The organism is Kitasatospora sp. NPDC086801, from assembly GCF_044745805.1.
Lineage (GTDB): Bacteria > Actinomycetota > Actinomycetes > Streptomycetales > Streptomycetaceae > Kitasatospora.
This window is the reverse complement of sequence record NZ_JBIVAX010000035.1, coordinates 33,699-57,958: the sequence shown is the minus strand read 5'-3', so window position 1 is coordinate 57,958 and position 24,260 is coordinate 33,699. Positions and strand designations below refer to the sequence as shown.

The following is a 24,260-nucleotide window of genomic DNA, read 5'->3' as shown; positions in this document are numbered from 1 at the left end:
CGATCCGAACAGTCCCGGGGCGGGTGCCGGCTGATGGCGGGCTTTGCCCGGGGTGGCGGCGAGCAGGCAAGATAGCCGGGTGACCCTCCTTGATCTGATGCCGAAGCCCGCCACGCCCGATGCGCTGTACGAGACCTTCGCCGCGTGGGCGGAGGAGCGCGGGATCACGCTGTACCCGGCGCAGGAGGAGGCGCTGATCGAGCTGGTGTCGGGGAACAACGTGATCCTGGCGACGCCGACCGGCTCGGGCAAGAGCCTGGTGGCGGCGGGCGCGCACTTCGCGGCGCTGGCGGAGGGGAAGCGGACGTTCTACACGGCGCCGATCAAGGCGCTGGTGTCGGAGAAGTTCTTCGACCTGGTCAAGATGTTCGGCACCGAGCAGGTCGGCATGATGACCGGCGACGCGAGCGTGAACCCGACCGCGCCGATCATCTGCTGCACGGCCGAGGTGCTGGCGCAGATCGCGCTGCGCGACGGGCTCCGGGCGGACGTCGGCCAGGTGGTCATGGACGAGTTCCACTTCTACGCGGAGCCGGACCGCGGCTGGGCCTGGCAGATCCCGCTGCTGGAGCTGCCGCAGGCGCAGTTCCTGCTGATGTCGGCGACGCTCGGCGACGTGCGCCGCTTCGAGGAGGACCTGACCCGCCGGACGGGCCGCCCGACGACGGTGGTGCGCAACACGACCCGCCCGGTGCCGCTGTTCTACGAGTACCGCCGCACCACGATGCACGACACCCTGGAGGAGCTGCTGCAGACCGGCCAGGCGCCGGTCTACGTGGTGCACTTCACGCAGAAGGAGGCGGTGGACCGGGCGCAGTCGCTGATGAGCATCAACATGTGCTCGAAGGCGGAGAAGGACGCCATCGCCGACCTGATCGGCGGCTTCCGCTTCACCACCAAGTTCGGCCGCAACCTGTCCCGTTTCGTGCGCCACGGCATCGGCGTGCACCACGCGGGCATGCTGCCGAAGTACCGCCGGCTGGTCGAACGCCTGGCCCAGGCAGGCCTGTTGAAGGTGATCTGCGGGACGGACACGCTGGGCGTCGGGGTGAACGTGCCGATCCGTACGGTGCTGTTCACGGCGCTGTCCAAGTACGACGGCAACCGGGTGCGGATCCTGCGCGCCCGGGAGTTCCACCAGATCGCAGGCCGGGCCGGCCGGGCCGGGTTCGACACCGTCGGACAGGTGGTGGCGCAGGCGCCCGAGCACGTGATCGAGAACGACAAGGCGATCGCCAAGGCCGGGGACGACCCGAAGAAGAAGCGCAAGGTGGTGCGCAAGAAGGCGCCGGAGGGCTTCGTCGGCTGGACCGAGGAGACCTTCGACAAGCTGATCGGCGCCGACCCGGAGCCGCTGGTCTCCCGGTTCAAGGTGAGCCACGCGATGCTGCTGTCGGTGATCGGCCGCCCCGGCAACGCCTTCGAGGCGATGCGCAAGCTCCTCACCGACAACCACGAGGACCGCGCGGCGCAGCGCCGGCACATCCGCACCGCGATCGCGATCTACCGCTCCCTGCTGCAGGGCGGCGTGGTCGAGCGGCTGCCGGAGCCGGACGCCGAGGGCCGGATCGTGCGCCTCACCCTCGACCTCCAGGAGAACTTCGCGCTCAACCAGCCGCTCTCCACCTTCGCCCTGGCCTCCTTCGAGCTCCTCGACCCGACCTCGCCCTCGTACGCGCTGGACGTGATCTCGGTGGTCGAGGCGACCCTCGACGACCCGCGCCAGATCCTCGCCGCGCAGCAGAACAAGGCGCGCGGCGAGGCCGTCGGCGAGATGAAGCGCGACGGGATCGAGTACGAGGAGCGGATGGAGCGGCTCCAGGAGATCACCTACCCGAAGCCGCTGGAGGAGCTGCTCACCCACGCGTACGAGGTGTACCGCCGGGCGCACCCGTGGATCGGCGACCACGAGCTGAGGCCGAAGTCGGTGGTCCGCGACCTGTACGAGCGGGCGATGACCTTCTCGGACTACGTCGGCTTCTACGAGCTGGCGCGCACCGAGGGCATCGTGCTGCGCTACCTGGCGAGCGCGTACAAGGCGCTGGAGCAGACCGTCCCCGAGGACGTGAAGACCGACGACCTGAAGGACGTCATCGCCTGGCTCGGCGAGCTGGTCCGCCAGGTCGACTCCAGCCTGCTGGACGAGTGGGAGCAGCTGGCCAACCCGACGGACCCGCAGGCCCCCGAGGTGACGCTGGACGACAGGCCGGCGCCGGTGACGGCGAACGCGCGGGCGTTCCGGGTGCTGGTGCGCAACGAGCTGTTCCGCCGGGTCGAGCTGTGCGCGCTGGAGCACTACGAGGAGCTCGCCGAGCTGGACGGCTCGTACGGCTGGGACGCGGACCGCTGGGCGGACGCCATGGACGGGTACTGGGAGGAGTACGACGACCTCGGCACCGGCCCGAACGCGCGCGGCCCCAAGATGCTGATCATCGAGGAGGAGGACTCCGCCTGGCGGGTCCGGCAGATCTTCGACGACCCGGAGGGCGACCACGACTGGGGCATCAGCGCCGAGGTCGACCTGTTCGGCTCCGACGAGGAGGGCCGGGCGGTGCTGCGGGTCACCGCGGTGGACCGGCTGGGCGGCTGACGGGCCGTCAATTCACCTCCCGGGGGCCCGGTTTCGACACGAGCCCCCGGTCCGGTCGGACAGGACCCAGGCGGGGGTCCGGCGCGGACGTCACATCCAGACGAACGGCGCACCCACCGCGTAGGAGAGCGCGCGGGTGGCCTCCTCCAGGGTCTGTTCGGTGCTGGGCGCCTGGCCCGACGACCCCGGGGCCGGGGTGGACGGGGCGCCCGTGCTCGGGCCGGGCGCGCGGGCCTCGCCGAGCCGGGAGTTGGTCACGGTCACGTAGTGGCCGACCGCCTCGACCCGCGGCTCGCCGGCCGCCTTGGGCGCGCCGGACGACGGCGCGGGGGCGGCGTTGGCGTCCGGGAGGATGAAGGCGAGCGCGCCGGGCTTGCCGCGCAGGGTGTCGGCGGCCCGGACGGCGGCGGCCTGGTCGCCGAAGCGCAGGACGGTGACGCTGCTGAGGACCGGGCGGTCCTGGCCGGTGAAGCTGACGGTCAGATAGGCCTGGCAGCCGGTGTCCCTGAGCAGTTCCTGGGTGCGGTCCTGCAGCACCTCGGTGCAGTTGTCGCCCTGCCGGATGCCGTTGCGCCGGGCCTTGTAGGCGCCGACCTCGACCGGGCGCTGGGGCGGGAAGAAGGTGTCCGCGTTGAGCCCCTCGGGGTCGGTGCGCGGCGGCGGGGCGCCCACCACCGGCGGCGTCCCGGCCGCGTCCTTGGTGGACGGGCCGAGCCCGGGTATGTAGTCGCCGGGCATCGGGCGGGTGATGATCCATCCGCCGGCGGCCACCACTCCCACCACGACGACCCAGCTCACCGCCCGGCGGGCCGTCAGCCGCCGCCCCCTGCCACCGACCCGACTGCCGCTCAGGCCCCCGCCTGCGCCGGCGGCCCCGCCGGTCCGCCGCCCTGCCTGGCCGTCCTGGCCCTCTCCCGGAGTCGGGGTGCGCTCCCCCTGCGTGGTCATGGCGCAGATTCTAAGCAACCGTCGGGTGGCGTGGATCACGGGGTGGGCGGTTGCCGATCGCCGCCGCACGCCGGTGCCCGCGACCGCCCTCCGCCCGTACCGGTGACCGCCCTCCGCCGGTTTGCCCGGACCTTCGCCGCGACCGCCGCCTACCGGCGGGTAACCTCCGATTCGCACCAGCGTCAAGCTCGTGACCAGCACCGACGCCGTGAGCTTCGACACTGTGGCAAGTGGCACATCCTTCCGCCGATCTTCTGGCGGGTTTCCTCTGGCGCCATTCGAGCGCCACCAGGCAGGATCGGCCCCATGGATCTGCTCGATACCCTCACCGCCAAGGGCCTGCGCGGCGACGTCCCGACCCGCGAGGAGGCGCTGGCCGTCCTCGCCACCACCGACGACGAACTGCTGGACGTCGTCGCCGCGGCCGGCAAGGTCCGCCGGAGGTGGTTCGGCCGGCGCGTGAAGCTCAACTACCTGGTGAACCTCAAGAGCGGGCTCTGCCCGGAGGACTGCAACTACTGCTCGCAGCGGCTGGGCTCCAAGGCCGAGATCCTCAAGTACACCTGGCTCAAGCCCGACCAGGCCGCCGAGGCGGCCCGCGCCGGGGTGGCCGGCGGCGCCAAGCGCGTGTGCCTGGTCGCCAGCGGCCGCGGCCCCACGGACCGTGACATCGACCGGGTCACCGACACCATGGCCGCCATCCAGGAGGCCGACCCCGAGGTCGAGATCTGCGTCTGCCTCGGCCTGCTCTCCGACAACCAGGCGGAGCGGCTGAAGGCGGCCGGCGCCGACGCCTACAACCACAACCTCAACACCTCCGAGAAGACCTACGGCGACATCACCACCACCCACACCTACGCGGACCGGGTGGACACCGTGAAGAAGGCGCACGGCGCGGGCCTGTCCGCCTGCTCCGGCCTGATCGCCGGCATGGGCGAGAGCGACGAGGACCTGGTCGACGTGGTGTTCGCGCTGCGCGAGCTCGGCTCGGACTCCGTCCCGGTCAACTTCCTGATCCCGTTCGAGGGCACGCCGCTCGCCAAGGAGTGGAACCTCACCCCGCAGCGCTGCCTGCGCATCCTGGCGATGGTCCGCTTCGTCAACCCGGACACCGAGGTGCGGATCGCCGGCGGCCGCGAGGTGCACCTGCGCTCGATGCAGCCGCTCGGCCTGCACCTCGCCAACTCGATCTTCCTCGGCGACTACCTGACCAGCGAGGGCCAGGCCGGGCAGACCGACCTCGACATGATCAAGGACGCCGGGTTCGAGGTCGAAGGCGCCGGCGAGGCCACCCTGCCCCGCCACCGCGCGGACGTCGCGGCGGCCTCCTCCGCCGCGTCGGCTTGCGGCACCGCCGCGTCGGCCTGCGGCAGCGGCGGCGGCTGCGGCCCGTGCGGCGGGCACGCGCACGCCCCGGAGGCGGCCCCGGCCCCGGAGGCGGCCGACGCCCTGACCGCCACCGCGACCGCCATCGAGGCCTCGGGTGACGAGCTGCGCAGCGACCTCGTCAAGGTCCGGCTGCGCGGCGCCGGCACCGAACTCGCGCCCAACGCCTGACCGTTCTGGCAGTTCTGGAGACTGACGCATCATGCCCCAGCTGTCCGCGGACACGCTGCTCGCCCTCGACCGCGCCCACGTCTGGCACCCGTACGGGCCGATGCCCGGCACCGCCACCCCGTACGTGGTCGAATCCGCCTCCGGGGTCCGGCTGCGCCTCGCCGAGCCCGTCGCGGGCGGGCGGCGCGAGCTCGTCGACGGGATGTCGTCCTGGTGGGCGGCCATCCACGGCTACCGGCACCCGGTGCTGGACGAGGCCGTGCGCGAGCAGCTGGGGCGGATGAGCCACGTCATGTTCGGCGGGCTCACCCACGAGCCCGCCGTCCGGCTGGCGGCGACGCTGGTCGAGATCACGCCCGAGCCGCTGCAACACGTCTTCCTCGCCGACTCGGGCTCGGTGGCCGTCGAGGTCGCGATGAAGATGTGCCTCCAGTACTGGCAGTCCACCGGCCGCCCGGCCAAGCGCCGGCTGCTGACCTGGCGCGGCGGGTACCACGGCGACACCTTCCACCCGATGTCCGTCTGCGATCCGGACGGCGGCATGCACCACCTGTGGGGCGGGGTGCTGCCCGGGCAGCTGTTCGCCCCGCAGCCGCCAGCCGGGTTCGACGCCCCGCTCGACGCCGGGTACGCGGCCGAGTTCGAGGAGTTGATGGCCCGGCACGCCGACGAGCTGGCCGCCGTCATCGTCGAACCGGTGGTGCAGGGCGCCGGCGGGATGCAGTTCCACTCCCCCGCCTACCTGCGGATGCTGCGCGAACTCTGCGACCGGTACGGGGTGCTGCTCGTCTTCGACGAGATCGCCACCGGATTCGGCCGCAGCGGCGCGCTGTTCGCCGCCGACCACGCGGGCGTCTCGCCGGACGTGATGTGCCTGGGCAAGGCACTCACCGGCGGCTACCTGACCCTCGCCGCCGCGCTGTGCACCGGCGAGGTCGCCGACGGCATCAGCCGCGGCGAGATGCCGGTGCTCGCGCACGGGCCGACCTTCATGGGCAACCCGCTGGCCTGCGCGGCCGCCAACGCCTCGCTGGAGCTGCTGCTGGGCCAGGACTGGACGGTCGGGGTCAAGCGCATCGAGGCCGGACTGGCCGACGGGCTCACGGCCGCCGCCGGCCTCCCGGGCGTCCGGGACGTCCGGGTCCAGGGCGCCATCGGCGTCGTCCAGTTGGACCACCCGGTGAACGTCCCCGCGGCCACCGAGGCGGCCGCCCGGGCCGGCGTCTGGCTGCGGCCCTTCCGGGACCTGATCTACACCATGCCCCCCTACGTGACGGAGGACGAGGACGTGGCACGCATCGCCGCCGCCGTGACCGCTGCGGCGGTGGCCGGATGAGCGCCCGCATCCTGTTCGTGACGGGCACCAACACGGACGTCGGCAAGACCGTCGCCACGGCGGCGGTCGCCTCGGCCGCGCTGCGGGCCGGTCTGCGGGTCGCGGTGCTCAAGCCCGGACAGACCGGGATCGCCCCCGGCGAGCCCGGTGACGCCGACGAAGTCCGGCGCCTGGCAGGTGAATTGACGATCCGTGAACTCGTCCGCTACCCGGAGCCGCTGGCGCCCGACACCGCCGCCCGGCGGGCCGGGATGCCCTTCCTCTCCCCCGCCGAGGTGGCCGCCGCCGTCGCCGAACTGGCCGCCGCGCACGACCTGGTGCTGGTCGAGGGCGCGGGCGGGCTGCTCGTCCGCTACGACGACGAGGGCCGCACCCTGGCCGACCAGGCGCGGGCCGTCCTGGACGCCGGGCTGTCGGCCGAGGTCCTGCTCGTCGCCTCCGCCGGGCTGGGCACGCTGAACATCGTCGCGCTCTCGGCGGAGGCCCTGGCCGCCCGCCGGCTGCCGCTGGCGGGCGTGCTCGTCGGCTCCTGGCCCGCCGCCCCCGGGCTCGCCGAACGGTGCAACCTCGCCGACCTGCCGCGCTCGGCCGGCGCCCCGCTGCTCGGCGCCCTGCCGCAACGCGCCGCAGCCGCCGCGGACTTCGCCGCCCTCGCCCTCGCCTCGCTCTCCCCCGAGCTGGGCGGCACCTGGAACGCGGAGCACTTCACGCACTCCCACCGACCCGAACGGGCCCCGCTTCGCTCGAAGGGGTGATTCCGGCGCCCGAACCCTGGGTTCGGACGCTACGGGCTCAATACCGTTCCTCCCATGACAGACGGGATGACGGTAGACGAGTCTCTCCGGGCCCTGGCCGCCCTGGAGGCTGCGTGGAAGGACGACGACGAGGCGCTGTCCGCCCTCGCCGCCGGCGGTGCGGACGAGCGGTCGCTCCCGGCGCTGGTCGCCGCGTACGGCGAGCACGCGATGGACACCCTGATGGCCCTGGCCTTCGGCCTGCGGTCCACCATGAGCGACGAGGAGATCGCCGAGCTCTCCGACGCGGTGAGCTCCAACATCGGCGCCCGGATGAGCGCCCTGCTCACCCAGGCCCTGAAGACCTGGGGCGCCCTCGCGCCCCCGGACGACCTGGCGGTGACCAAGGCCATCGCCCGCGCGGTGATCGACTCCATGCGCGCCGTGACCGAGGACCCGAGCCAGACCGAGGTCCTCCCCCTGCTGGCGACCTTCCGCAGCTACGCCCTCAACGGCGCCTGACACCGGAACCTCGGCGCGGGCTTCGAGACCTCTCGAAGCCCGCGCCGTCGTGCCTGCCCCCTCATCGGCCCTCGACGACCATGAAGGTGCCGGTCTCTCCGGTACGTCCCGGCCGGCCCGTCGGTCGGCCCGTCGGTCGGCCCGCCGGCCGGCCCCCTGCCGTCACGGTGGCAACCCACCTCGCGTTCGGTAAACCGAACGTCACGCACGGGCGGGCGAACCGCTGCGGCTCAACACGGCCAGCAGGGCCAGCACGGCTAGTGCCACGGCGTAGGGCCCGAGGCCGGCCATGGCGAGGGCTCCGGCGAGGGGCGTGGTGAGACCCGCTCCGCCAGGTGCAGCCGCTGCTCCGCCCGGTGGTGCAGGATCAGCACCGAGCGCACCGGCTCGCCGTCCAACGCGGTGTACGCGTGCGGGAGCGAGGCGTCGAAGCCGACGTAGTCCCCCGGCCCGAGCTCGGTCTCGCGCCCGTTCACCCGCACGCCCAGCCGGCCCGCCTGGACGACGGTGTGCTCGGTGCCGACGTGGCCGCCGGAGTCCTGGGTGGCGCCGGGGCGCACCTGCTGGTCGTAGACCTCGAACACCGAGTCCCCGGCCTCGATCCGTTGCAGCGGACGCAGGTCGACGCCCGCACCGCTGATCGCCTCGACGTCGGCGGCGCGGACCACGGTCAGCTCGCCGGCGGGCCGCCCGTCGACCAGGTCGGAGATCGGCACTCCGAGGATCCGGGAGAGCCCGAAGACCGTCTCCAGCGTCGGGTTGCCGGTACCGGACTCCAGTTGGGAGAGCGTCGCCTTGCCGATCCCGGCCCGCCGGGACAGCTCGGAGAGCGACAGCCCGCGCTGGGCCCGGACGCGTTTCAGGTTGGCGGCGAGGACGCCCCGGACGGATCTCTCGGAAACGCTCACGCAGGACCTCTTCTCTCCGGACGCTGTTCGATATACCGTACGGGACGCATGCCGACGGACGGGTCAGCGTAGCGAAGTACCTCGCATCCACCACCCTCACCAGGAGACCGTAGTGACCGAACCCGCCGAGACCATCAAGTACCGGAAGAACGGCCTCACTCGCGGCGTCACCGACGAACTGGCCGAGAACATGAAGCAGGGCTGGGCCGACACCGAGCGCCTCGCCCTGGAGCCGATCCCGCAGGCCGCGCACACCGCCCGCCGCCGCGCCGAGCTGTCCGCGGCCTTCCCCGGCGAGCGCCTGGTCGTCCCGTCCGGCAACCCCAAGGTGCGGGCCAACGACACGGACTACCCGTTCCGCCCGACCTCCGACTACGTCTACCTCACCGGCGACCAGTCCGAGGACGCCGTGCTGGTCCTGGAGCCGACCGGCGACACCGGCCACCTGGCCGCCGTGTACCTGCGCGACCGCTCCGGCCTCGACAACGGCGAGTTCTGGCTGGACAACCACGGCGAGCTGTGGGACGGCCGCCGCAACAGCCTGACCGAGAGCGAGCGGCTGCTCGGCCTGCCCTGCCGGGACGTCCGCACCGTCCGCGCGGACCTGGGCGCCGCCACCGGCCCGGTGCGCCTGCTGCGCGGCCACGACGCGGGCGTCGACGAGGCGCTGCGGGACAAGGTCACGGCCGAACGGGACGAGGAGTTCCGGGTCTTCCTGTCCGGTCAGCGCCTGGTCAAGGACGAGTTCGAGATCGCCGAGCTGCGCTTCGCCTGCGAGGCCACCGCCCGCGGCTTCGAGGACGTGGTGCGGGTCCTCGGCACCGACACCGAGACCGCCGAGCGGCTGATCGAGGGCACCTTCTTCGTCCGGGCCCGGATCGAGGGCAACAACGTCGGCTACGGCACCATCGCCGCGGCCGGCCCGCACGCCACCACGATGCACTGGGTGCGCAACGACGGCCGCGCCCGGCCGGGCGAGCTGCTGCTGCTCGACGCGGGCGTGGAGACCAACCGGCTGTACACCGCCGACGTCACCCGCACCCTGCCGATCGACGGCCGGTTCACCGCGCTCCAGCGCAAGATCTACGACGCCGTGTACGCGGCGCAGGAGGCCGGCATCGCCGCGGTGAGGCCCGGCGCCGACTTCCGCGACTTCCACCGTGCCGCCCAGCGCGAGCTCGCCGAACACCTCACATCCTGGGGCCTGTTCGGCGACCTCACCGCCGACAAGGTGTACGAGCTGGGCCTGCACCGCCGCTTCACCCTGGCCGGCACCGGCCACATGCTCGGCCTCGACGTCCACGACTGCGCCCACTCGCGCACCGAGGAGCACGTCGACGGCCCGCTGGAGCCGGGCATGGTGCTCACCGTCGAGCCGGGCATCTACTTCCAGCAGAACGATCTGACCGTGCCCGAGGAGTACCGCGGCATCGGCGTCCGGATCGAGGACGACATCCTGGTCACCGAGGGCGGCAACGAGAACCTGTCGGCCGGCCTGCCCCGTACCTCCACCGAGGTCGAGGCCTGGCTCGCCGAGCTGCGCGGCTGAGCCCGGACAACGCCGTGCGGCACCCGGGCACGTGCCCGGGTGCCGCGCGGTGGCGGCTACTTCAGCTTGCCCAGGGCGGTCGCCACCCGCTGGACGGCGGTGACGACGTCCTCGGGCTGGCGGGCGGTGAAGCACAGGCGGAAGAAGCCGGGCACCGGGTTGTGCATCGCCCCGCCGGGCAGCAGGGTGACCTCGGTGGGCTTGGCGGCGAGGTGCCGAAACAGCCACTCCTCGTCCGGGTCGAGCCCGCCCGGTCCGGCGTCCGGCAGCCCGGCCGTCGCCTCCTGGGCGTGGGCGGAGCGCTTGCCGAGGTACTTGGTGAGGTCGAGCCAGAAGAACTGGGCGGCGTTGTCGCCGGGCCGGTGCACGTACTCGATCCCGGCGGCGTCCAGAGCGGCCTTGACCTTGCCGAAGCTCGTGTTGAGCAGTGTGCGGTACTCCTTCATCGCGTAGGTGGTGTAGAGACCGCTGCCCGGGCCGTTGGCGGGGGCGTCCAGCAGGTACTGGATGACGTAGGTCTTCAGCGAGTCGAAGGGGCTGAACCAGGGCAGCGGATGGGTCGGCTCGGCCGGGTCGTTGTTGCCGAGCATGGTGTCGCGCACGGCCGCGTTCTTGGAGACCACGAAGCCGGTACGGAAGCCGGACAGGCCGAAGTCCTTGGCGAAGCCCCAGACCACGTGGATCCGCTCGGCGTACGTCCGGTACGCGTCCAGGGCCACCGCGCTGGTGAACTTCGTGGTGCTGCTGTCGAGTTGGGAGTGGCAGTAGATCTCGTCCGAGATGATGTGCAGGTCGGTGCCCTTGAGCGCCCACCCGTAGATCTCGTCCAGCAGGGCCCGCGGGTAGTTGACGCCCAGCGGGTTGTGCGGGTTGGTGAGGACGAGCAGGCGCGGCGCGCGACCGGCCGCCTTCCGGTCCTCGTAGGCCTTCTTGAGCAGCGCCAGGGTGAGCCGGTACCGGTCCGCCCCCGTGGTCGGCAGGTTCACCGGGACGCACTTCAGCTTGGGCCGTTCCTGGAAGGACCAGTTGAAGCCCTGCCAGTACGGCGCGGGGATCAGCACCTCGTCGCCGTCCTTGAGCGGCGGGCCGACCGGGTCGGCACCCTTGAGCGCGAAGGCGATGCACTCCAGCGCCGAGGCGACCCCGGCCACCCCGAACACGTACTTCGCCTCGACGACCTTGACGTCGAACGCCCGGGCGAGCAGCTTCGCGACCTGCTCGCGCAGCTCCGGGGTGCCGGCCGGGGGGCTGTACTGGATGTTCCGCTCGGGGATCAACTGGATGTTGTCGAAGATCTTCTTCTTCATCGAGTGGTGGAAGAGGAGGACGTTCTCCGCGACGGACAGGTCGATCGCGGTCTCGGAGGCGAGATGGTTGCGGTAGTAGGCGAGGGCCTGCTCCAGGTCGGGCTGGCGGGCGAGGATCTCGGCGGCGGCCTCGGGCGAGGCGAGGGTGCGGGTGTCGTCGGTCATGGCGGTCCTTCTCCGGGTGTCGCGGGGTGCGCTGGGCGGCGTGCCGGAACACAGTCGTTCGCACCCGCATCGGCCTCAGCGGACCACGCACCGGAGGCGGCCGCCAGCGCTCGGCGGCCGTCCGGACGGGGCGGGATCAGGCGGTCAGCGGCTTGACCCAGCGGCTCCACCGCGGTTCGGGGCGGTAGCCGGCGGCCTTCCAGGCGCGGTGGCCGAGGGCGTTGTCGTCCAGCACCATGGCGTCCGCGCGGCGACCGCCGAGCGCGGCGAAGCGTTCCTCGGCGGCGGCGAGCAGGGCGGCGCCGATGCCCCGGCGGCGGTGGTCGGGGTCGACGGCGAGCCGGTAGAGGTGGCAACGCCAGCCGTCCCAGCCAGCGATCACGGTGCCGAGGACGGCGACCGGGTCGTCCGCCGGGGTGGCGACGATGAGGCACTCCGGGTCCCGGGCGAGCAGCGCGGCCACGCCCGGGGCGTCGTCCGTGATGCTGGCGCCCTTCGCCGCCCGGGCCCAGAGGGCGAGCAGGGCGGGGATCTCGTCGGGGGTGGCGGTGCGCAGGGCGATCTCGTCGGTCATGGCGGCCTGTCTAGCAGGCGGTTCCGCCCGGCGGCCGGGAATTCCGCAGCGTGGACGGAACTCCACGGCGTGGACGGGCGGGCCGTCAGCCCAGCCGCCACACCGTGGTGGTCTTGACGGCGGTGTCCTCCAGGTCGGCGACGACCGGCACCTGGTAGGCGGCCAGCGCGGTGAACCGTTCCCGGGGCAGGTAGGCCCGGCCGGGGTCGCCGACGATGACGGTGGCACCGCGTGCGGCGGCCCGTTCGAGGAAGGGCAGGAAGCGGGCGGCCATGGCCCGTTCGTAGAAGACGTCGCCGGCGAGCACCACGTCGGCCGGGGCGCCGTCGCCGTCCACCAGGTCCACCAGGGCGGCTTCCACGCGCACGCCGTTGGCCTCGGCGTTGAGGCCGATGGCGGCCACCGCGTAGGCGTCGATCTCGGCGGCGCGCACGGACCCGGCGCCGCTCAGCGCGGCCGCGACGGCGACCACTCCGCCCCCGGCGGCCACGTCGAGCACCGCCCGCCCGGCCACCAACTCGGGGTGGTCCAGCACGTGGCGGGCGACGGCCACCCCGCCGGCCCAGGCGAACGCCCAGAACGGCGGCGGCAGTCCGACCTCCCCGCGTGCCAGCTCGGTGGTCTCCCACAGGGTGATCGCGTCCTCGGCCATGTGCAGGCCGACCTCGGGGACGAACGGGACGGGCTTCAGCTCGGTCTCGCGCCGGACGAAGGCGAGGTCGGTCTCCGGCTGATCGGTCTCCGGCTGATCGGTCTCCGGCTCAAGAGTGCGCAGCTCACTCGGCATCCCCGCAGCATAGGGCCCGCGCGGGGTGCTCACGCCCGCCCGGCCGCCCTCCGGAGCCGCCGGAGCCACCGGAGCCGCCGCGTCGACCACGACGGCGGCCGGCCGCACCGCACCGGTGGTCATGAACCGGATGGCCGTACGCCACCGGCCTCGCAGCCCCACGCACCCCAGGCCCCAGGCCGGCGGGCCCCTCCGGCCTCACCCCCGCTCGTCGACCACCCGCCGGATCTTCCCGACCGAGCGCTCCAACGCGTACGGCTCCACCACCTCGACCGCGACCGTGACGCCCACCCCGTCCTTCACCGCCCGGACGATCGCCGCCCGCGCCGCCGCCCGCTGCTCGGCCGGGGCGTCCGGCCGCGCCTCGACCCGGACGGTCATGTGGTCCAGCCGCCCCTGCCGGGTGAGCCGCAGCTGGAAGTGCGGCGCGACGCCCGGGGTCCGCAGCAGGACCTCCTCGATCTGGGTCGGGAAGACGTTCACCCCGCGCAGGATGATCATGTCGTCGCTGCGCCCGGTGACCTTCTCCATCCGCCGGAAGGCCGGCCGCGCGGTGCCGGGCAGCAGCCGGCTCAGGTCGCGGGTGCGGTAGCGGATGACCGGCAGCGCCTCCTTGGTGAGCGAGGTGAAGACCAGTTCGCCGCCCTCGCCGTCGGGCAGCACCCGGTCGGTGAACGGGTCCACGATCTCCGGGTAGAAGTGGTCCTCCCAGATGTGCAGCCCGTCCTTGGTCTCCACGCACTCCTGCGCGACGCCGGGGCCGACCACCTCGGAGAGGCCGTAGATGTCGACGGCGTGCAGGTCGAGCCGTTCCTCGATCTCGCGCCGCATCTCCTCCGTCCACGGCTCGGCGCCGAAGATGCCGATGCGCAGCGAGGTGCTGCGCGGATCGACCCCCTGCTTCTCGAACTCGTCGAGCAGGGTGAGCAGGTAGGAGGGGGTGACCATGATGATCTCGGGCCGGAAGTCCCGGATCAGCTGCACCTGCCGGGCCGTCATGCCGCCGGACGCCGGGATGACGGTGCAACCGGCCCGCTCGGCGCCGTAGTGCGCGCCCAGCCCGCCGGTGAACAGCCCGTAGCCGTACGCGATGTGCACCTTGTGCCCGGGTCTGCCGCCGGCCGCGCGGATCGACCGGGCGACCACGTCGGCCCACATCGACAGGTCGTGCTCGGTGTAGCCGACGACGGTCGGGCGCCCGGTGGTGCCGCTGGAGGCGTGGATCCGGCGGACCTGCTCCATCGGGACGGCGAACATGCCGAACGGGTAGCCCTCGCGCAGGTCGGCCTTGGTGGTGAAGGGGAAGCGGGCGAGGTCGGCCAGGCTGCGGCAGTCCTCGGGGCGGACGCCGGCCGCGTCGAACTTGCGGCGGTACAGCTCGACGTTGTCGTACGCGTGGCGCAGGGTGGCCCGGAGGCGGGTGAGCTGGTGGGCGCGCAGCTCGTCGACGCCCATCCGCTCACCGGCGTCCAGCAGCGCGGACGGGATCGGCTCCCCCAGGCGCCGGGCGGGCACTCCGCCATGCCGTACGGGCTGTTCGCCATGCCGTACGGGCTCCCCGCTCCGGCCGGGCTCTTCGCCGTGTGGGCGCGGGGCGGGTGCGCTGCCGGTCATCGTCGCTCCTTCGCAGGTCGGCCGATACGGGTGCACCGACCGATCGTTCGGTCAGGGTGATCCCACGCCAAGTAACCCAGCGCCCGTACCGGCTGTCAAGGGGTCGCGCGCCGGATCCGGAATGCGAAGTTCCGACCACTTCGGGTGGAGATCGGGTGTCCACCTTGGCTGTCCGATATGAAAATCATTACGGAAGTTTGACCCGTGCACGGCATCACCCGGCCCGGCCACGTGGTTCAGTGGTGCGGTTTCTCCCCCGCACCCCGGAGTGATCACCGTGCCCACGACTCCCGCCCTGGTCAGCGCGCTGCGCGAACTCGGCGACCGACCCGCCGTCGTCGCCGACGGGCGCGCGATCAGCGGCATCGGCCTGCTGCTCGGCGTCTCCCCGCCAGGCGGCCTGCCCCGGACCCTCGCCCAGCGCGTCGCCGCCCACGCCGCGCTGCCGCCCTCCGCCGCCCGCACCGCCGAACAGCGGCTGCGGCACTGGGCTGGCGTCCTCGGCCCGCCGCCCATCCGGCACACCGTGCTCCACCCCGCCACCGACCTCGCCGTCGAACTCGCCCTCGCCACCCTGCTCGCCGGCGGCACCGTCCACTGCGGCGACCCCCAGCAGGACCCCGACCAGCAGCTCGCCGCCCTCGCCGCCAGCGCCACCACCCACCTCAGCCTGCCGTCCGCCCTGCTGTGGCACCTCAGCCGCCGCCCCGACCTGGCCGACCACGACCTCGGCGCCCTGCGGCTCGTCCTGCACGTCGGGCCCGAACCCCGGCAGGACGACGTGTACGCCGCCGTCGACGCCCTCGGCGCCGTCCTCGCGCACGTCCGCGCCCCGCACAGCCACGCCGAGGCCGCCGACCAGCGGCTGCGCACCGCCGCCGACGCCGCCGCGGCCACCGCCTGGAAGCACGCCATCGGCGTCACCACCGAACACGTCCAGGCCTTCGGCACCCACCTCGACCAGGCCGTGCTGGCCGCACTGCTGCTGACCCTCCAGCAGAGCGGCGTCCTCACCGATCCCGGGCGCGGGCACACCGAGGCCGAGATCCTCGCCGCCGCCCTCGTCACCCCCACCCAACGGCCCCGGGTCAGCCGCTGGCTCGACGCCCTCACCCGGCACGGCCTGATCACCCGGCACGACGACGTCCACTACGGCCGGCCCGAACTCACCGCGGCCGAGGTCCGGGAGGCCTGGCGACCCGCCGTCGAGGCCTGGACCGACGGGCTCGGCCCGGTCGCCGTCCTCGACCGGGTCCGGCGCGGCGCGCTCCGGCTGCCCCGGCTGATCACCGGCGAGGAGGCACCCCGCCCGGCCGCCGCCCCGATCCGCTGGGCGGCCGCCCGCGGCTACCTCGGCGCCGCCCTCGGCGCGCTGGTCCGCGGCATCGCCGAGACCCACGACGGGCCGGAGCCGCTGCGCATCCTCGAACTCGGCCAGGACGGCCCCGACTCCACCGTCACCCGGGCCCTCGCCACCCGGCCCCGCCCCGGCGCCGACCACCACCAACTGCCCGACGGCGGCCGCTACGACCTCGTCGTCGCCACCGCGACCGGCCACCCGGACACCGTCGTCCCGGAGTTGGTCGACCAGCTTGCACCCGGCGGGCAGCTGCTGCTGCTCGCGCCCACCGGCGAACAGCTCGACCTGCTGATCACGGGGGACGCCGCGGCCGGCGCCGGCGCCGACTCCCCGGACTGCTCCGCCGCCCCCGCCGCCCCGGCGCTCCCCGCCGCCACCGCCCCCCTCGCTTCGCCGGCCTTCCCGACGCTCCCAGCCCTCCCCACCCTCCCCGCCGAGCGCTGGCGGGCCGCGCTCACCGCCGCCGGCTGCCCGACCGTCCTCACCCTGCCCGAGGACGGGCACCCGATGGGGCTCCTCGGGCAGCGGCTGTTCGCGGCACGGATGCCCTGAGCCGCCGCTACCATCGGGCCGTGTCCGACTCCCCCTTGCAGCGCTCGCCGCTCTCCGCCCGTTCCCGCTGGTCGGTACGGCCCCGGCGGCCCGGCGGCGGGCCGCCCGTGGCCGGGCCGTGAAGCCCGGGTCGTGCACCGCCACCCGATGCGTACCATTTCGATACCGAAGCCTGGATGAGCTGCAAGGATTCTCGCCCCCCGGGCCCACCCCCGGGTAGGCTCCGCTTGTCCTCCGGCCCTGGCGCAGGCGGCCCCGCGCCGCCGTGCCGCGTTCCGGGGGTGGCACACCCCCGCGGGCCATTCGGTGGGCACCGCGCACTCGACACCGCGCGCCAGGGCAGTCGCGCGAACGGCGAAGGGCATCGCATTGGCGGATCGGCTCACCGGAGGAGACTCCTCGCTGCTGCGGCGGATCAACGCGGCGGTCACGCTTCGGGCGCTGCGGACCGGCCACTCCGTGACCCTCACTCAGCTCGTCGGCGAGACCGGGCTCTCCCGCCCGACCGTCGAGGGCGTCATCGAGGGTCTGGTCGAGACCGGGCTGGTCGCCGAGGTCGACCAACCCAAGGAGGACGGCCAGCCCGGCACCGGCCGGCGCGGCCGACCGGCCCGCTGGTTCCGCTTCCGCGCCGAGGCCGGGCACATCCTCGGCATCGAGATCGGCGTGCACGACATCCGCGTCATCCTCGCCGACCTCACCGGCGAGGTGGTGGGCAGTCACTTCAAGCCGGTCGACGAGACCCTGGACGCCGAGGACCGGCTCGCCGCCGTCCGCACCGCCGTCGCCGAGGTCCTGCGCAAGGCCGGTATCTCCCGTGACAACCTCTGGGCCGTCGGCATCGGCACCCCCGGCATCGTCGACCGCGACGGCACCATCCGACTCGGCACCGCCATGCCCGGCTGGACCGGCCTCGACCTCGGTGCCCGGCTGCGGCGCTCCTTCCGCTGCCCCGTCCTGATCGAGAACGACGCCAACCTCGCCGCCATCGCCGAACACTGGCAGGGCGCGGCGGTCGGCGCCGGCGACGTCGTCTTCGTCATGGCCGGCCTCAGCCCCGGCGCCGGATCCCTCATCAACGGCAGGCTGCACCGTGGTCACGGCGGCGCGGCCGGCGAGATCGGCGCCCTCCACCTGCTCGGCCAGGAGGTCACCCCCGAACGCCTCCTCTCCACCACCGGCAAACCGCTCAATCCGCTGGACGAGGCCGCCGTCGCCCGCGTCCTGCGCCTCGCGCGGGAGGGCGACGAGGTCGCGAAGGTCGCCATGGACCGCTTCCTCACCCGTCTCGTTCAGGGCGTCGCCGCGCTCGTCCTCGCCATCGACCCGCAGCTCGTCGTGATCGGCGGCTGGGCGGCCGGGCTCGACGGCGTGCTGGAACCGCTGCGCGAACGCCTCGCCCAGTTCACCCTCCGCGCCCCCGAGGTGGCGCTCGCCGCGCTCGGCTCCGAGGTCGTGGCGATGGGCGCGCTGCGCGTCGCCCTCGACCACGTCGAGGACCAGTTGTTCGCCGTCGACCCGCCGACCACCGGCAACGGCCGGGCCTGACGGGCCCCTGGGCTCAGCCCCGGACCCAGTCCCGGGCTGAGCTCCGGGCTGAACTCCGGACGCATTCCCGGGCTGAGCTCCGGACTGAGCTCCGGACTCAGCCCCACCCGGACAACGACCGAGGCCCGGACGCCAGTCGGGCGTCCGGGCCTCGGCCTGAGGGTGTCGGAAAAATGGTTCAGGAGGCGGTGCGGACCTCGGCCGCAGCACCGACCGGGGTGACCTCGACCAGCCCGGTCTCGCCGAAGGTCAGCTTGCAGGTGTCGGCCCGGTAGGTGGCGACGGCGAGCGCCACCAGGCGGCCGGACGACGCGTACTGGGTGGTCATCACCAGCACCGGCGAACCGGGCGGGCGCTCCAGCAGGGCGGCCTCGTCGGCCTCGGCGACACCCAGCTCGACCGCGCGGGACTCGCCGTCCACCTCCAGCCGCTCCAGCTGGCGCAGCACCGAGCGGGCCCGGTCGCTCTCGGCCCGGAAGCCGGGCAGGTGCGGCAGCGCGGCGGCCGGGACGTGCAGCGACTCGGTGGCCATCGCCCGGCCCTCCACCAGGCGGACCCGGCGGACGGTGTGCACGGTGGCGCCCTCGGCGATGCCGAGGTCCTTGGCCAGCTGCGCCGGGGCGGGGGCGGTGGTGCAGTCGACCGTCCGCCAGGCGTGGTTGCGGCCGGCGCCGGGCCAGCCCTCCTCCTGCCGGTTGACCGGGACGCCGACCCGCGGGGCGGCGATCAGGGTGCCGATCCCCCGGCGGCGCACCAGGCGACCCTCCAGCTCCAGCTGGTCGAGGGCCTGCCGCAGGGTCGCCCGGGCGACCCCGAAGCGGGCGGAGAGCTCGCGCTCGTTGGGCAGGATCTGGCCGGTGGAGAACTCCGAGTCGATGGCCCGCAGCAGCACCGTGCGCAGGTGCCAGTACTTCGGTTCCGGCACCGCCGAAAGCTGTCCAGTCGTCCCCACCGTGTCCTCCACCCTGCTCTGTCCGCCCTGAGGCAAGGAGGGCGGATCCCGAGCCCGCTGTCCGCGGATGCGGCAGGTGGGAGAGCGGGCTTTTATCCGTCCTTCTTTATTAAAGGTCTTTGCAGTAAGCGACCCTAGGGGCTTCGTCCGGAGATGGTCAAGACCAATGGCACGGCTTGGTGCGACCGTCGCACATATTCATGCCGCGTTCACGTCACCCCCCGGCCGGCGCGCGTCACGCTTCGGCGCAGGCCCCGGCACTCGGTAGGCTGCTCGGGTGATCGTGGTGACGAGTGTGAACGTGAACGGAATCCGGGCGGCGGCCAAGAAGGGCTTCGTCGAGTGGCTGGCCGGCACCGAGGCGGACGTGATCTGCCTCCAGGAGGTGCGCTCCGAGCCCGAGCAGCTGCCCGTCGAACTGCGCGACCTCGACGGCTGGCACGCGGCCTGGGCCCCTTCCGCCGCCAAGGGCCGGTCAGGCGTCGCCGTCCTGTCCCGCCAGGAGCCGCAGCGAACCGTCATCGGATTCGGGTCGGAGGAATTCGACAACTCGGGCAGGTACGTCGAAATCGACCTGCCGGGGCTGACCATCGCCAGCCTCTACCTCCCCTCCGGCGAGGTCGGCACCGAGCGCCAGGACGAGAAGGAACGCTTCATGGCGGAATTCCTCGTCCACCTCACCGCCCTCCGCACCCGCGCCGCCGCCGACGGCCGCGAGGTCATCGTCTGCGGCGACTGGAACATCGCCCACCGCCCCGAAGACCTCAAGAACTGGAAGGCCAACCAGAAGTCCGCCGGCTTCCTCCCCGAAGAACGCGCCTGGCTCTCCCGCGTCTACGACGAGGCCGGCTACGTCGACGTCGTCCGCAGCCTCCACCCCGACCGCACCGGCCCCTATTCCTGGTGGTCCTACCGCGGCCGCGCCTTCGACAACGACTCCGGCTGGAGGATCGACCTCCAGGTCGCCACCCCCGGCCTCGCCGCCAAGGCCGTCGAGGCCTACGTCGAACGCGCCGCCACCCACACCGAGCGCTGGAGCGACCACGCCCCCGTCACCGCCGAGTTCGACTTCGACGTTAACTGACCTGCATATTCCTATAGTTGACGAACAAGCAAAAATCGAGCCCTGGGATGACCGCGTGACATCAGTCCAGGGCTCGCTAGCATCGACTCACGTGGCCTGTGCTCGCGCCTGATCGGCCCTGCGGGCAATGGGTCAATGGCGAATCGACCTGCTTTGTAGAACTTTCGGCACCGCCACCAGGCTGGCAGGCCTACGCCGGGCGGCCGTCCTTCCACCCCGAGCGGTGGGTTTACCACGCTCCAGTTGCTGTTGGTGTTCGCGCCCAGGACGCGGAGCAGGTCGGGCCTGCTGTACGGCTGGAGGGCGGCTGCCGTGCGCAGTTGTTCGGCTAGTGCCGTGGCGAGGGCCTCGTGGAGGTACTGGAGGGCCTTGCCGGCGCCAGCGAGTGCGAGCTGCTGGGTGGTCACCGCCGCCCCCGTGCTGACCTGCCTCATCGCCTACAAGACGGCCACCCACACGTACAGCGTCTGGCCGGGCTATCTCGACTCGTTCAAGCAGATCTACGAGGCCGGGCACGACGCCTTCCATCCTCCCCTCTTCTCCCTACTCATGGCCCTCGCCTGCACGATCGGCGCCCAGACCGTACTCGGCGAACTGACCAGCGGTCTGATCCGCACCACCTTCATCGCCGTACCGAACCGCAGCCGGGTACTGCTCGCCAAGGTCGGCATCGTGACCGCCGGACTGACCGTCGTCGGCGCACTCGTCGCCGTGCCGAGCTGGGCCGCCACCCCTGCATGGATCTCGTACGGCGCGTGGGCAGTCGGCTCGGTCGCTGTGATCGTGACGGCCTTCCGCTCCCGCGACCTCTGACGGCGGTCCGCGGCGGACCGAAGCGTCCAGCCCGCACGGACGCGCTGCCCGACACTCCGCTGGACCCGAAAACCTGCGACTACCCGGGCGCGGCGCTGTTCAACGCCCACGCCTCCGCACTGTGGGCGCGCTTGAGGGGATTAGGGGTTGTCGCCAGACGGGCGGGGCGGCAGGCTCGAAGATCAATGACCAGTTACAGCGATGATTGGGGACCCCATGGGAACCGAGAACACCATTGATGCGGATCTGTGGCTGCGGAGGTACCACTCCGCGCCGAGGGCCCGGATCCGGCTGGTCTGTTTCCCCCACGCGGGTGGTTCGGCGAGCTACTACGTCCCGGTCTCCAACGCGCTCTCCCCGGCGCTGGACGTGGTGGCCGTCCAGTACCCCGGTCGGCAGGATCGCCGCGGCGAGCCCTTCGTCGAGACCGTCGAGGAGCTCGCCGACATCCTTGTGGACCTGATAGAGCCGCTGGCCGACCTCCCGCTGGCTCTGTTCGGCCACAGCTTGGGCGCCAGCATCGCCTTTGAGGTGGCCTGCCGTCTGGAGAGCCGGGGGACGGTGCCGTTGGCGCTCTTCGCCTCCGGTCGGCGCGCGCCGAGCCGGGCCCGCGATGAGAGCGTGCACCTGATGGACGACCAGGGCCTGATCGCGGAGATCAAGCAGCTCGGAGGTACGGACGCCAAACTCCTCGGCGACCAGGAGCTGATGGAGATGGTCCTCCCGGCGACCCGCAATGACTACAAGGCCGCCGAGCTCTACCGCTACACCCCCCGCAGCCCGCTCGCGACCGCGATCCACGCGCACATCGGCGTCGACGACCCCAAGGTCAGCCTCGACGAGGCGCAGGCGTGGAAGAAGCACACCACCAGAGCGTTCGAGCTGACCACCTACCCCGGCGGGCACTTCTACCTACAGGACTACGGCCCCCGGGTCATCGAGTCCATCCGCCGGGTCACCTCGGAACTCGCTGAGCTGAGCTGAGCTGACGGCATTCCCGTGCACACCGTGGAACGGCTCGATGGCGAAGCCGGCCGGCGCACATCGCGCCCCGGCCGGCTTCGTCATCGGCGGTGCCGTCCGTTACGGCTCCACCCAGCCATGGCCCGTGGCGATCCGCATCAGGCGCCGCCTGATGTCCAGTATCTGACTACCAGTCAGCCCCGGGCAGCTGGCCAGCAGGGCCTCGGTGACCTCGTCGGAGAAGTCCTTGACGGAGAGCACCTCGCAGGTTCCGTCGTCCAGGTCGTTGCGTGCGTCCGGCGCAGGTGCGTGGGGAACCACCGCCGGACGCGAGTCAGCGCGGGGCGAATAGGGCTCCTGGTCGCCTGCGAGGGAGACGGCCGAGGCCTTGAGTCCACGGTCACCGTCCTCCAGATCGAAGCTCACGAGAACGCCGGGGCCGATCGACGACTTGTCGACCAAGAGGTCGTTGACATGCAGGAAGACATCAGACCCGCCACTGTCGGGTGAGACAAACCCGTACCCTCGAACCTCGTCGAACCGGACAACCTTGCCCAAAGCCATAGCCACACCCCATACCTGAAGCAACACAACTCTTGAACAACACGACCCGCACTGCCCGCCGACCACCAGCCCATCGGACCCGGCAGCCCAGGCTATATACCGGGGAATCCGAGGGACACCCCTGTTGACGGCCGGAGACCAGGGGATGGCATAGGGGTTCCGAGGGGCGAATTGGATCGCATCCGGCTGGCCATCACTGGTCGGCCTCCTCGGCCGCAGGGATGCGAGTGCAGCAGTCGGGGGCCGGACTCGGCTGTCGTGCACTCGCGGTCAAGGATGAACTCCAGTAGCCGGAGTCGGGTGAGGTCGGACAGGGCGCACCTACCGAACTCCGCCTCGGAGAGCGGGATTCCTGCGCTTATGATAGGCAACATGACATCATATCCGCTTGAGCCGAAGGGCACTGGTGGCCTGCGCGCCTCCGACGCGGACCGCGAACGGACTGTGGACTCTCTGCGCGAGGCTGTCGCCGAAGGTCGCCTCGGCATGGCGGAGTTCGAGGAGCGGCTGGAACGCGCCTACCGGACCGTGACCGTCGCGGAACTGCTTCCGCTCACCGAGGACCTGCCCGCAGCCCGCTCCGGTCGGCGCGCCCTGGCCGAGCCGACCGGGACCAACTGGCTCGAACGGATCGGCGGGACGGCCACCTCCCGATGGGCGATCGCCATCATGAGCGGCTTCAACCGCCGGGGCCGCTGGGTCGCGCCGTGCCGTTTCCGGGTCTTCGCGTTCTGGGGTGGCGGGCGGATCGACCTGCGCGAGGCCGACTTTGAGAGCAACGAAACCGTCATTCGGTGTGCGGCGATCATGGGCGGTATCCAGGTTCTGGTCCCGCCGGGGGTCGAGGTCGTCTCACGCGGGCTGGGGGTGATGGGCGGCTTCAGTGATGCGGTTAACGGCCCCGGTGACCCCGGGGCCCCGCGCGTGGTCGTCACCGGTCTCGCCTTCTGGGGCGGCGTGGGTGTCTTCCGCCGACGTACGGACGCCGAACTGGCGCGCCCGGAGCAGGCCCACCAGGCGACCGAAGAGATATCGGCCGGGGAGCGCAAGCCCCTGAACTGACCGAGCGGTCTCGCCTCAGCCGTCACCGCCAAGTGCCGCTGCCTCTCGTTCAGATGGGGTAACAACACCGAGAAACAGCAGTCGAGTTGGGACAACATCTGTTTCGTGATCGCCATACCGGATCACCGAGCCGTTGCCCCCGAAGCCCAGATTGATTCCTTACGGCTTCTTCGTAGCCCGCACCGCTCGCTCTGGACGCCGTCGCCGCCCTCACAGACTGGTCCGCATTCCGTCTCCACGCAAATACGCCTGAGCGCTTCCATGCTCGGCTGCTGGCGCTTGACTCCGTCCACCCGAAGCTGACGGTTCACCGGTCGCCGTCCCATCGTGCCGGGTGGCTGTACCTCGGTAGCATTTGGAAACACTGACGTGGCATCAGGAGTACTGGGGCGCGGCGCCGCCGAACCGGACCGTTGCGACCGACAGTTCATGCAACCGCGTTTTCCGCGGCTGCGCTGCTGGTCGACCTTCTCCCGGCTGGCGCGGGAGAGGTCCCCGCGAAAACCCCGGAAACCGCGGGCACGGTCAGTGGCATCGTTCGCGACCGAGCCCACCTCCCGGCATCAGGGCGACGGGTGGGGCTAGCCCCACCACGACAAGGGGGAGTGCCGGATGGTTCGGCAGCCCTGGGCAGATCAGAATGATCCGTGTTCGATCACGCGACCGCAGCGCCGTACCGCGGGGACCCCCCTCCACGCGGTCACTCTGCGATCGAATACCAGCCGACACCCGAAGGGCTCATCAACGAGCATCAGGCAGCGGCGTAAAACC

The 24,260-nt window shown here is 72.3% G+C and carries 20 protein-coding genes; 12 read left to right on the top strand and 8 right to left on the bottom strand.

Going from position 1 to position 24,260, the window contains the following annotated elements; all coding sequences use genetic code 11:
- The first annotated feature begins 97 nt into the window (after window positions 1–97).
- Entirely contained in the window at window positions 98–2,590 is a 2,493-nt protein-coding gene (locus ACIPLC_RS28700; protein WP_400475948.1) for a DEAD/DEAH box helicase, read from the top strand.
- Window positions 2,591–2,680: 90 nt separating this feature from the next.
- Here the strand turns inward: ACIPLC_RS28700 and ACIPLC_RS28695 are convergent, their stop codons facing one another.
- Entirely contained in the window at window positions 2,681–3,538 is an 858-nt protein-coding gene (locus tag ACIPLC_RS28695) for a hypothetical protein (protein ID WP_400475915.1), read from the bottom strand.
- A 306-nt stretch (window positions 3,539–3,844) separates the two neighbouring features.
- On the opposite strand from ACIPLC_RS28695, the gene bioB reads away from it, so the two are divergent.
- Genes bioB through ACIPLC_RS28675 form a run of 4 tightly spaced genes read left to right on the top strand, consistent with a single transcriptional unit; the run spans window position 3,845 to window position 7,687 of the window.
- Window positions 3,845–5,095, top strand: a complete 1,251-nt coding sequence (bioB, locus tag ACIPLC_RS28690) for a biotin synthase BioB (RefSeq protein WP_400475914.1) — start codon at window positions 3,845–3,847, stop codon at window positions 5,093–5,095.
- 31 nt (window positions 5,096–5,126) lie between these two features.
- A complete protein-coding gene (locus tag ACIPLC_RS28685; protein ID WP_400475913.1) occupies window positions 5,127–6,431 on the top strand; it encodes an adenosylmethionine--8-amino-7-oxononanoate transaminase in 1,305 nt (434 codons plus the stop codon).
- Window positions 6,428–7,186: a dethiobiotin synthase gene (gene bioD, locus ACIPLC_RS28680; protein ID WP_400475912.1), complete on the top strand. Its 759-nt coding sequence runs from the start codon at window positions 6,428–6,430 to the stop codon at window positions 7,184–7,186. Before ACIPLC_RS28685 ends, bioD begins: the two co-directional genes overlap by 4 nt.
- 54 nt (window positions 7,187–7,240) lie before the next feature.
- A complete protein-coding gene (locus ACIPLC_RS28675; RefSeq protein WP_400475911.1) occupies window positions 7,241–7,687 on the top strand; it encodes a hypothetical protein in 447 nt (148 codons plus the stop codon).
- Window positions 7,688–7,944: 257 nt separating this feature from the next.
- Here the strand turns inward: ACIPLC_RS28675 and ACIPLC_RS28670 are convergent, their stop codons facing one another.
- On the bottom strand, window positions 7,945–8,595 hold the full coding sequence (locus ACIPLC_RS28670) for a helix-turn-helix domain-containing protein (protein ID WP_400475910.1): 651 nt from the start codon (window positions 8,593–8,595) through the stop codon (window positions 7,945–7,947).
- 112 nt (window positions 8,596–8,707) lie between these two features.
- Between ACIPLC_RS28670 and ACIPLC_RS28665 the strand changes: the two genes are divergently transcribed.
- Window positions 8,708–10,144 carry an aminopeptidase P family protein gene (locus ACIPLC_RS28665; protein WP_400475909.1) on the top strand — a complete coding sequence of 479 codons (1,437 nt, stop codon included), beginning with the start codon at window positions 8,708–8,710 and terminating at the stop codon, window positions 10,142–10,144.
- Window positions 10,145–10,200: 56 nt separating this feature from the next.
- Here the strand turns inward: ACIPLC_RS28665 and ACIPLC_RS28660 are convergent, their stop codons facing one another.
- The 4 genes from ACIPLC_RS28660 to paaK form a co-directional block, all read right to left on the bottom strand.
- The gene (locus tag ACIPLC_RS28660) at window positions 10,201–11,616 is read right to left on the bottom strand and encodes a pyridoxal phosphate-dependent aminotransferase (protein ID WP_400475908.1); all 1,416 of its coding nucleotides are present in this window, start codon (window positions 11,614–11,616) and stop codon (window positions 10,201–10,203) included.
- Between the two features lie 136 nt (window positions 11,617–11,752).
- The gene (locus tag ACIPLC_RS28655; protein ID WP_400475907.1) at window positions 11,753–12,190 is read right to left on the bottom strand and encodes a GNAT family N-acetyltransferase; all 438 of its coding nucleotides are present in this window, start codon (window positions 12,188–12,190) and stop codon (window positions 11,753–11,755) included.
- Window positions 12,191–12,275: 85 nt separating this feature from the next.
- The gene (locus ACIPLC_RS28650; RefSeq protein WP_400475906.1) at window positions 12,276–13,100 is read right to left on the bottom strand and encodes a class I SAM-dependent methyltransferase; all 825 of its coding nucleotides are present in this window, start codon (window positions 13,098–13,100) and stop codon (window positions 12,276–12,278) included.
- A gap of 75 nt (window positions 13,101–13,175) precedes the next feature.
- Entirely contained in the window at window positions 13,176–14,432 is a 1,257-nt protein-coding gene (gene paaK / locus ACIPLC_RS28645) for a phenylacetate--CoA ligase PaaK (RefSeq protein ID WP_400475947.1), read from the bottom strand.
- A gap of 436 nt (window positions 14,433–14,868) precedes the next feature.
- On the opposite strand from paaK, the gene ACIPLC_RS28640 reads away from it, so the two are divergent.
- Window positions 14,869–16,503 (top strand): hypothetical protein, encoded by a 1,635-nt coding sequence (locus tag ACIPLC_RS28640; RefSeq protein ID WP_400475905.1) that lies wholly within the window; start codon window positions 14,869–14,871, stop codon window positions 16,501–16,503.
- A 369-nt stretch (window positions 16,504–16,872) separates the two neighbouring features.
- Window positions 16,873–18,051: an ROK family protein gene (locus tag ACIPLC_RS28635; protein WP_400475904.1), complete on the top strand. Its 1,179-nt coding sequence runs from the start codon at window positions 16,873–16,875 to the stop codon at window positions 18,049–18,051.
- A 178-nt stretch (window positions 18,052–18,229) separates the two neighbouring features.
- Here ACIPLC_RS28635 and ACIPLC_RS28630 read toward each other — a convergent pair whose 3' ends face one another.
- Window positions 18,230–19,003 (bottom strand): GntR family transcriptional regulator, encoded by a 774-nt coding sequence (locus ACIPLC_RS28630; RefSeq protein WP_400475903.1) that lies wholly within the window; start codon window positions 19,001–19,003, stop codon window positions 18,230–18,232.
- A 286-nt stretch (window positions 19,004–19,289) separates the two neighbouring features.
- Between ACIPLC_RS28630 and ACIPLC_RS28625 the strand changes: the two genes are divergently transcribed.
- The 3 genes from ACIPLC_RS28625 to ACIPLC_RS28615 all read left to right on the top strand — a co-directional run bounded on the left by ACIPLC_RS28625 (window position 19,290) and on the right by ACIPLC_RS28615 (window position 21,884).
- The gene (locus ACIPLC_RS28625; protein WP_400475946.1) at window positions 19,290–20,087 is read left to right on the top strand and encodes an exodeoxyribonuclease III; all 798 of its coding nucleotides are present in this window, start codon (window positions 19,290–19,292) and stop codon (window positions 20,085–20,087) included.
- 369 nt (window positions 20,088–20,456) lie between these two features.
- Entirely contained in the window at window positions 20,457–20,900 is a 444-nt protein-coding gene (locus ACIPLC_RS28620) for a hypothetical protein (RefSeq protein WP_400475902.1), read from the top strand.
- 216 nt (window positions 20,901–21,116) lie between these two features.
- Entirely contained in the window at window positions 21,117–21,884 is a 768-nt protein-coding gene (locus ACIPLC_RS28615) for a thioesterase II family protein (RefSeq protein ID WP_400475901.1), read from the top strand.
- Window positions 21,885–21,983: 99 nt separating this feature from the next.
- On the opposite strand, the gene ACIPLC_RS28610 is transcribed toward ACIPLC_RS28615, so the two are convergent.
- Complete coding sequence (locus tag ACIPLC_RS28610; protein WP_400475900.1) at window positions 21,984–22,427, bottom strand: cold-shock protein; 444 nt, start codon at window positions 22,425–22,427, stop codon at window positions 21,984–21,986.
- A gap of 360 nt (window positions 22,428–22,787) precedes the next feature.
- Here ACIPLC_RS28610 and ACIPLC_RS28605 point away from each other — a divergent pair, with 360 nt between their 5' ends.
- Window positions 22,788–23,489, top strand: coding sequence for a DUF1707 domain-containing protein (locus tag ACIPLC_RS28605; protein WP_400475899.1), 702 nt, complete (start codon window positions 22,788–22,790; stop codon window positions 23,487–23,489).
- The last annotated feature ends 771 nt before the right edge of the window (window positions 23,490–24,260 follow it).

What these genes read in the sequence shown, in the direction of transcription:
- bioB (WP_400475914.1), top strand. Translation starts at nt 3,845, where the DNA reads ATGGATCTGCTCGATACCCTCACCGCCAAGGGCCTGCGCGGCGACGTC.
- ACIPLC_RS28675 (WP_400475911.1), top strand. Translation starts at nt 7,241, where the DNA reads ATGACAGACGGGATGACGGTAGACGAGTCTCTCCGGGCCCTGGCCGCC.
- ACIPLC_RS28700 (WP_400475948.1), top strand. Translation starts at nt 98, where the DNA reads ATGCCGAAGCCCGCCACGCCCGATGCGCTGTACGAGACCTTCGCCGCG.
- ACIPLC_RS28660 (WP_400475908.1), bottom strand. Translation starts at nt 11,616, where the DNA reads ATGACCGACGACACCCGCACCCTCGCCTCGCCCGAGGCCGCCGCCGAG.
- ACIPLC_RS28650 (WP_400475906.1), bottom strand. Translation starts at nt 13,100, where the DNA reads ATGACCACCGGTGCGGTGCGGCCGGCCGCCGTCGTGGTCGACGCGGCG.
- ACIPLC_RS28655 (WP_400475907.1), bottom strand. Translation starts at nt 12,190, where the DNA reads ATGACCGACGAGATCGCCCTGCGCACCGCCACCCCCGACGAGATCCCC.
- bioD (WP_400475912.1), top strand. Translation starts at nt 6,428, where the DNA reads ATGAGCGCCCGCATCCTGTTCGTGACGGGCACCAACACGGACGTCGGC.
- ACIPLC_RS28615 (WP_400475901.1), top strand. Translation starts at nt 21,117, where the DNA reads ATGGGAACCGAGAACACCATTGATGCGGATCTGTGGCTGCGGAGGTAC.
- ACIPLC_RS28695 (WP_400475915.1), bottom strand. Translation starts at nt 3,538, where the DNA reads ATGACCACGCAGGGGGAGCGCACCCCGACTCCGGGAGAGGGCCAGGAC.
- ACIPLC_RS28610 (WP_400475900.1), bottom strand. Translation starts at nt 22,427, where the DNA reads ATGGCTTTGGGCAAGGTTGTCCGGTTCGACGAGGTTCGAGGGTACGGG.
- paaK (WP_400475947.1), bottom strand. Translation starts at nt 14,432, where the DNA reads ATGGGCGTCGACGAGCTGCGCGCCCACCAGCTCACCCGCCTCCGGGCC.
- ACIPLC_RS28685 (WP_400475913.1), top strand. Translation starts at nt 5,127, where the DNA reads ATGCCCCAGCTGTCCGCGGACACGCTGCTCGCCCTCGACCGCGCCCAC.
- ACIPLC_RS28605 (WP_400475899.1), top strand. Translation starts at nt 22,788, where the DNA reads ATGATAGGCAACATGACATCATATCCGCTTGAGCCGAAGGGCACTGGT.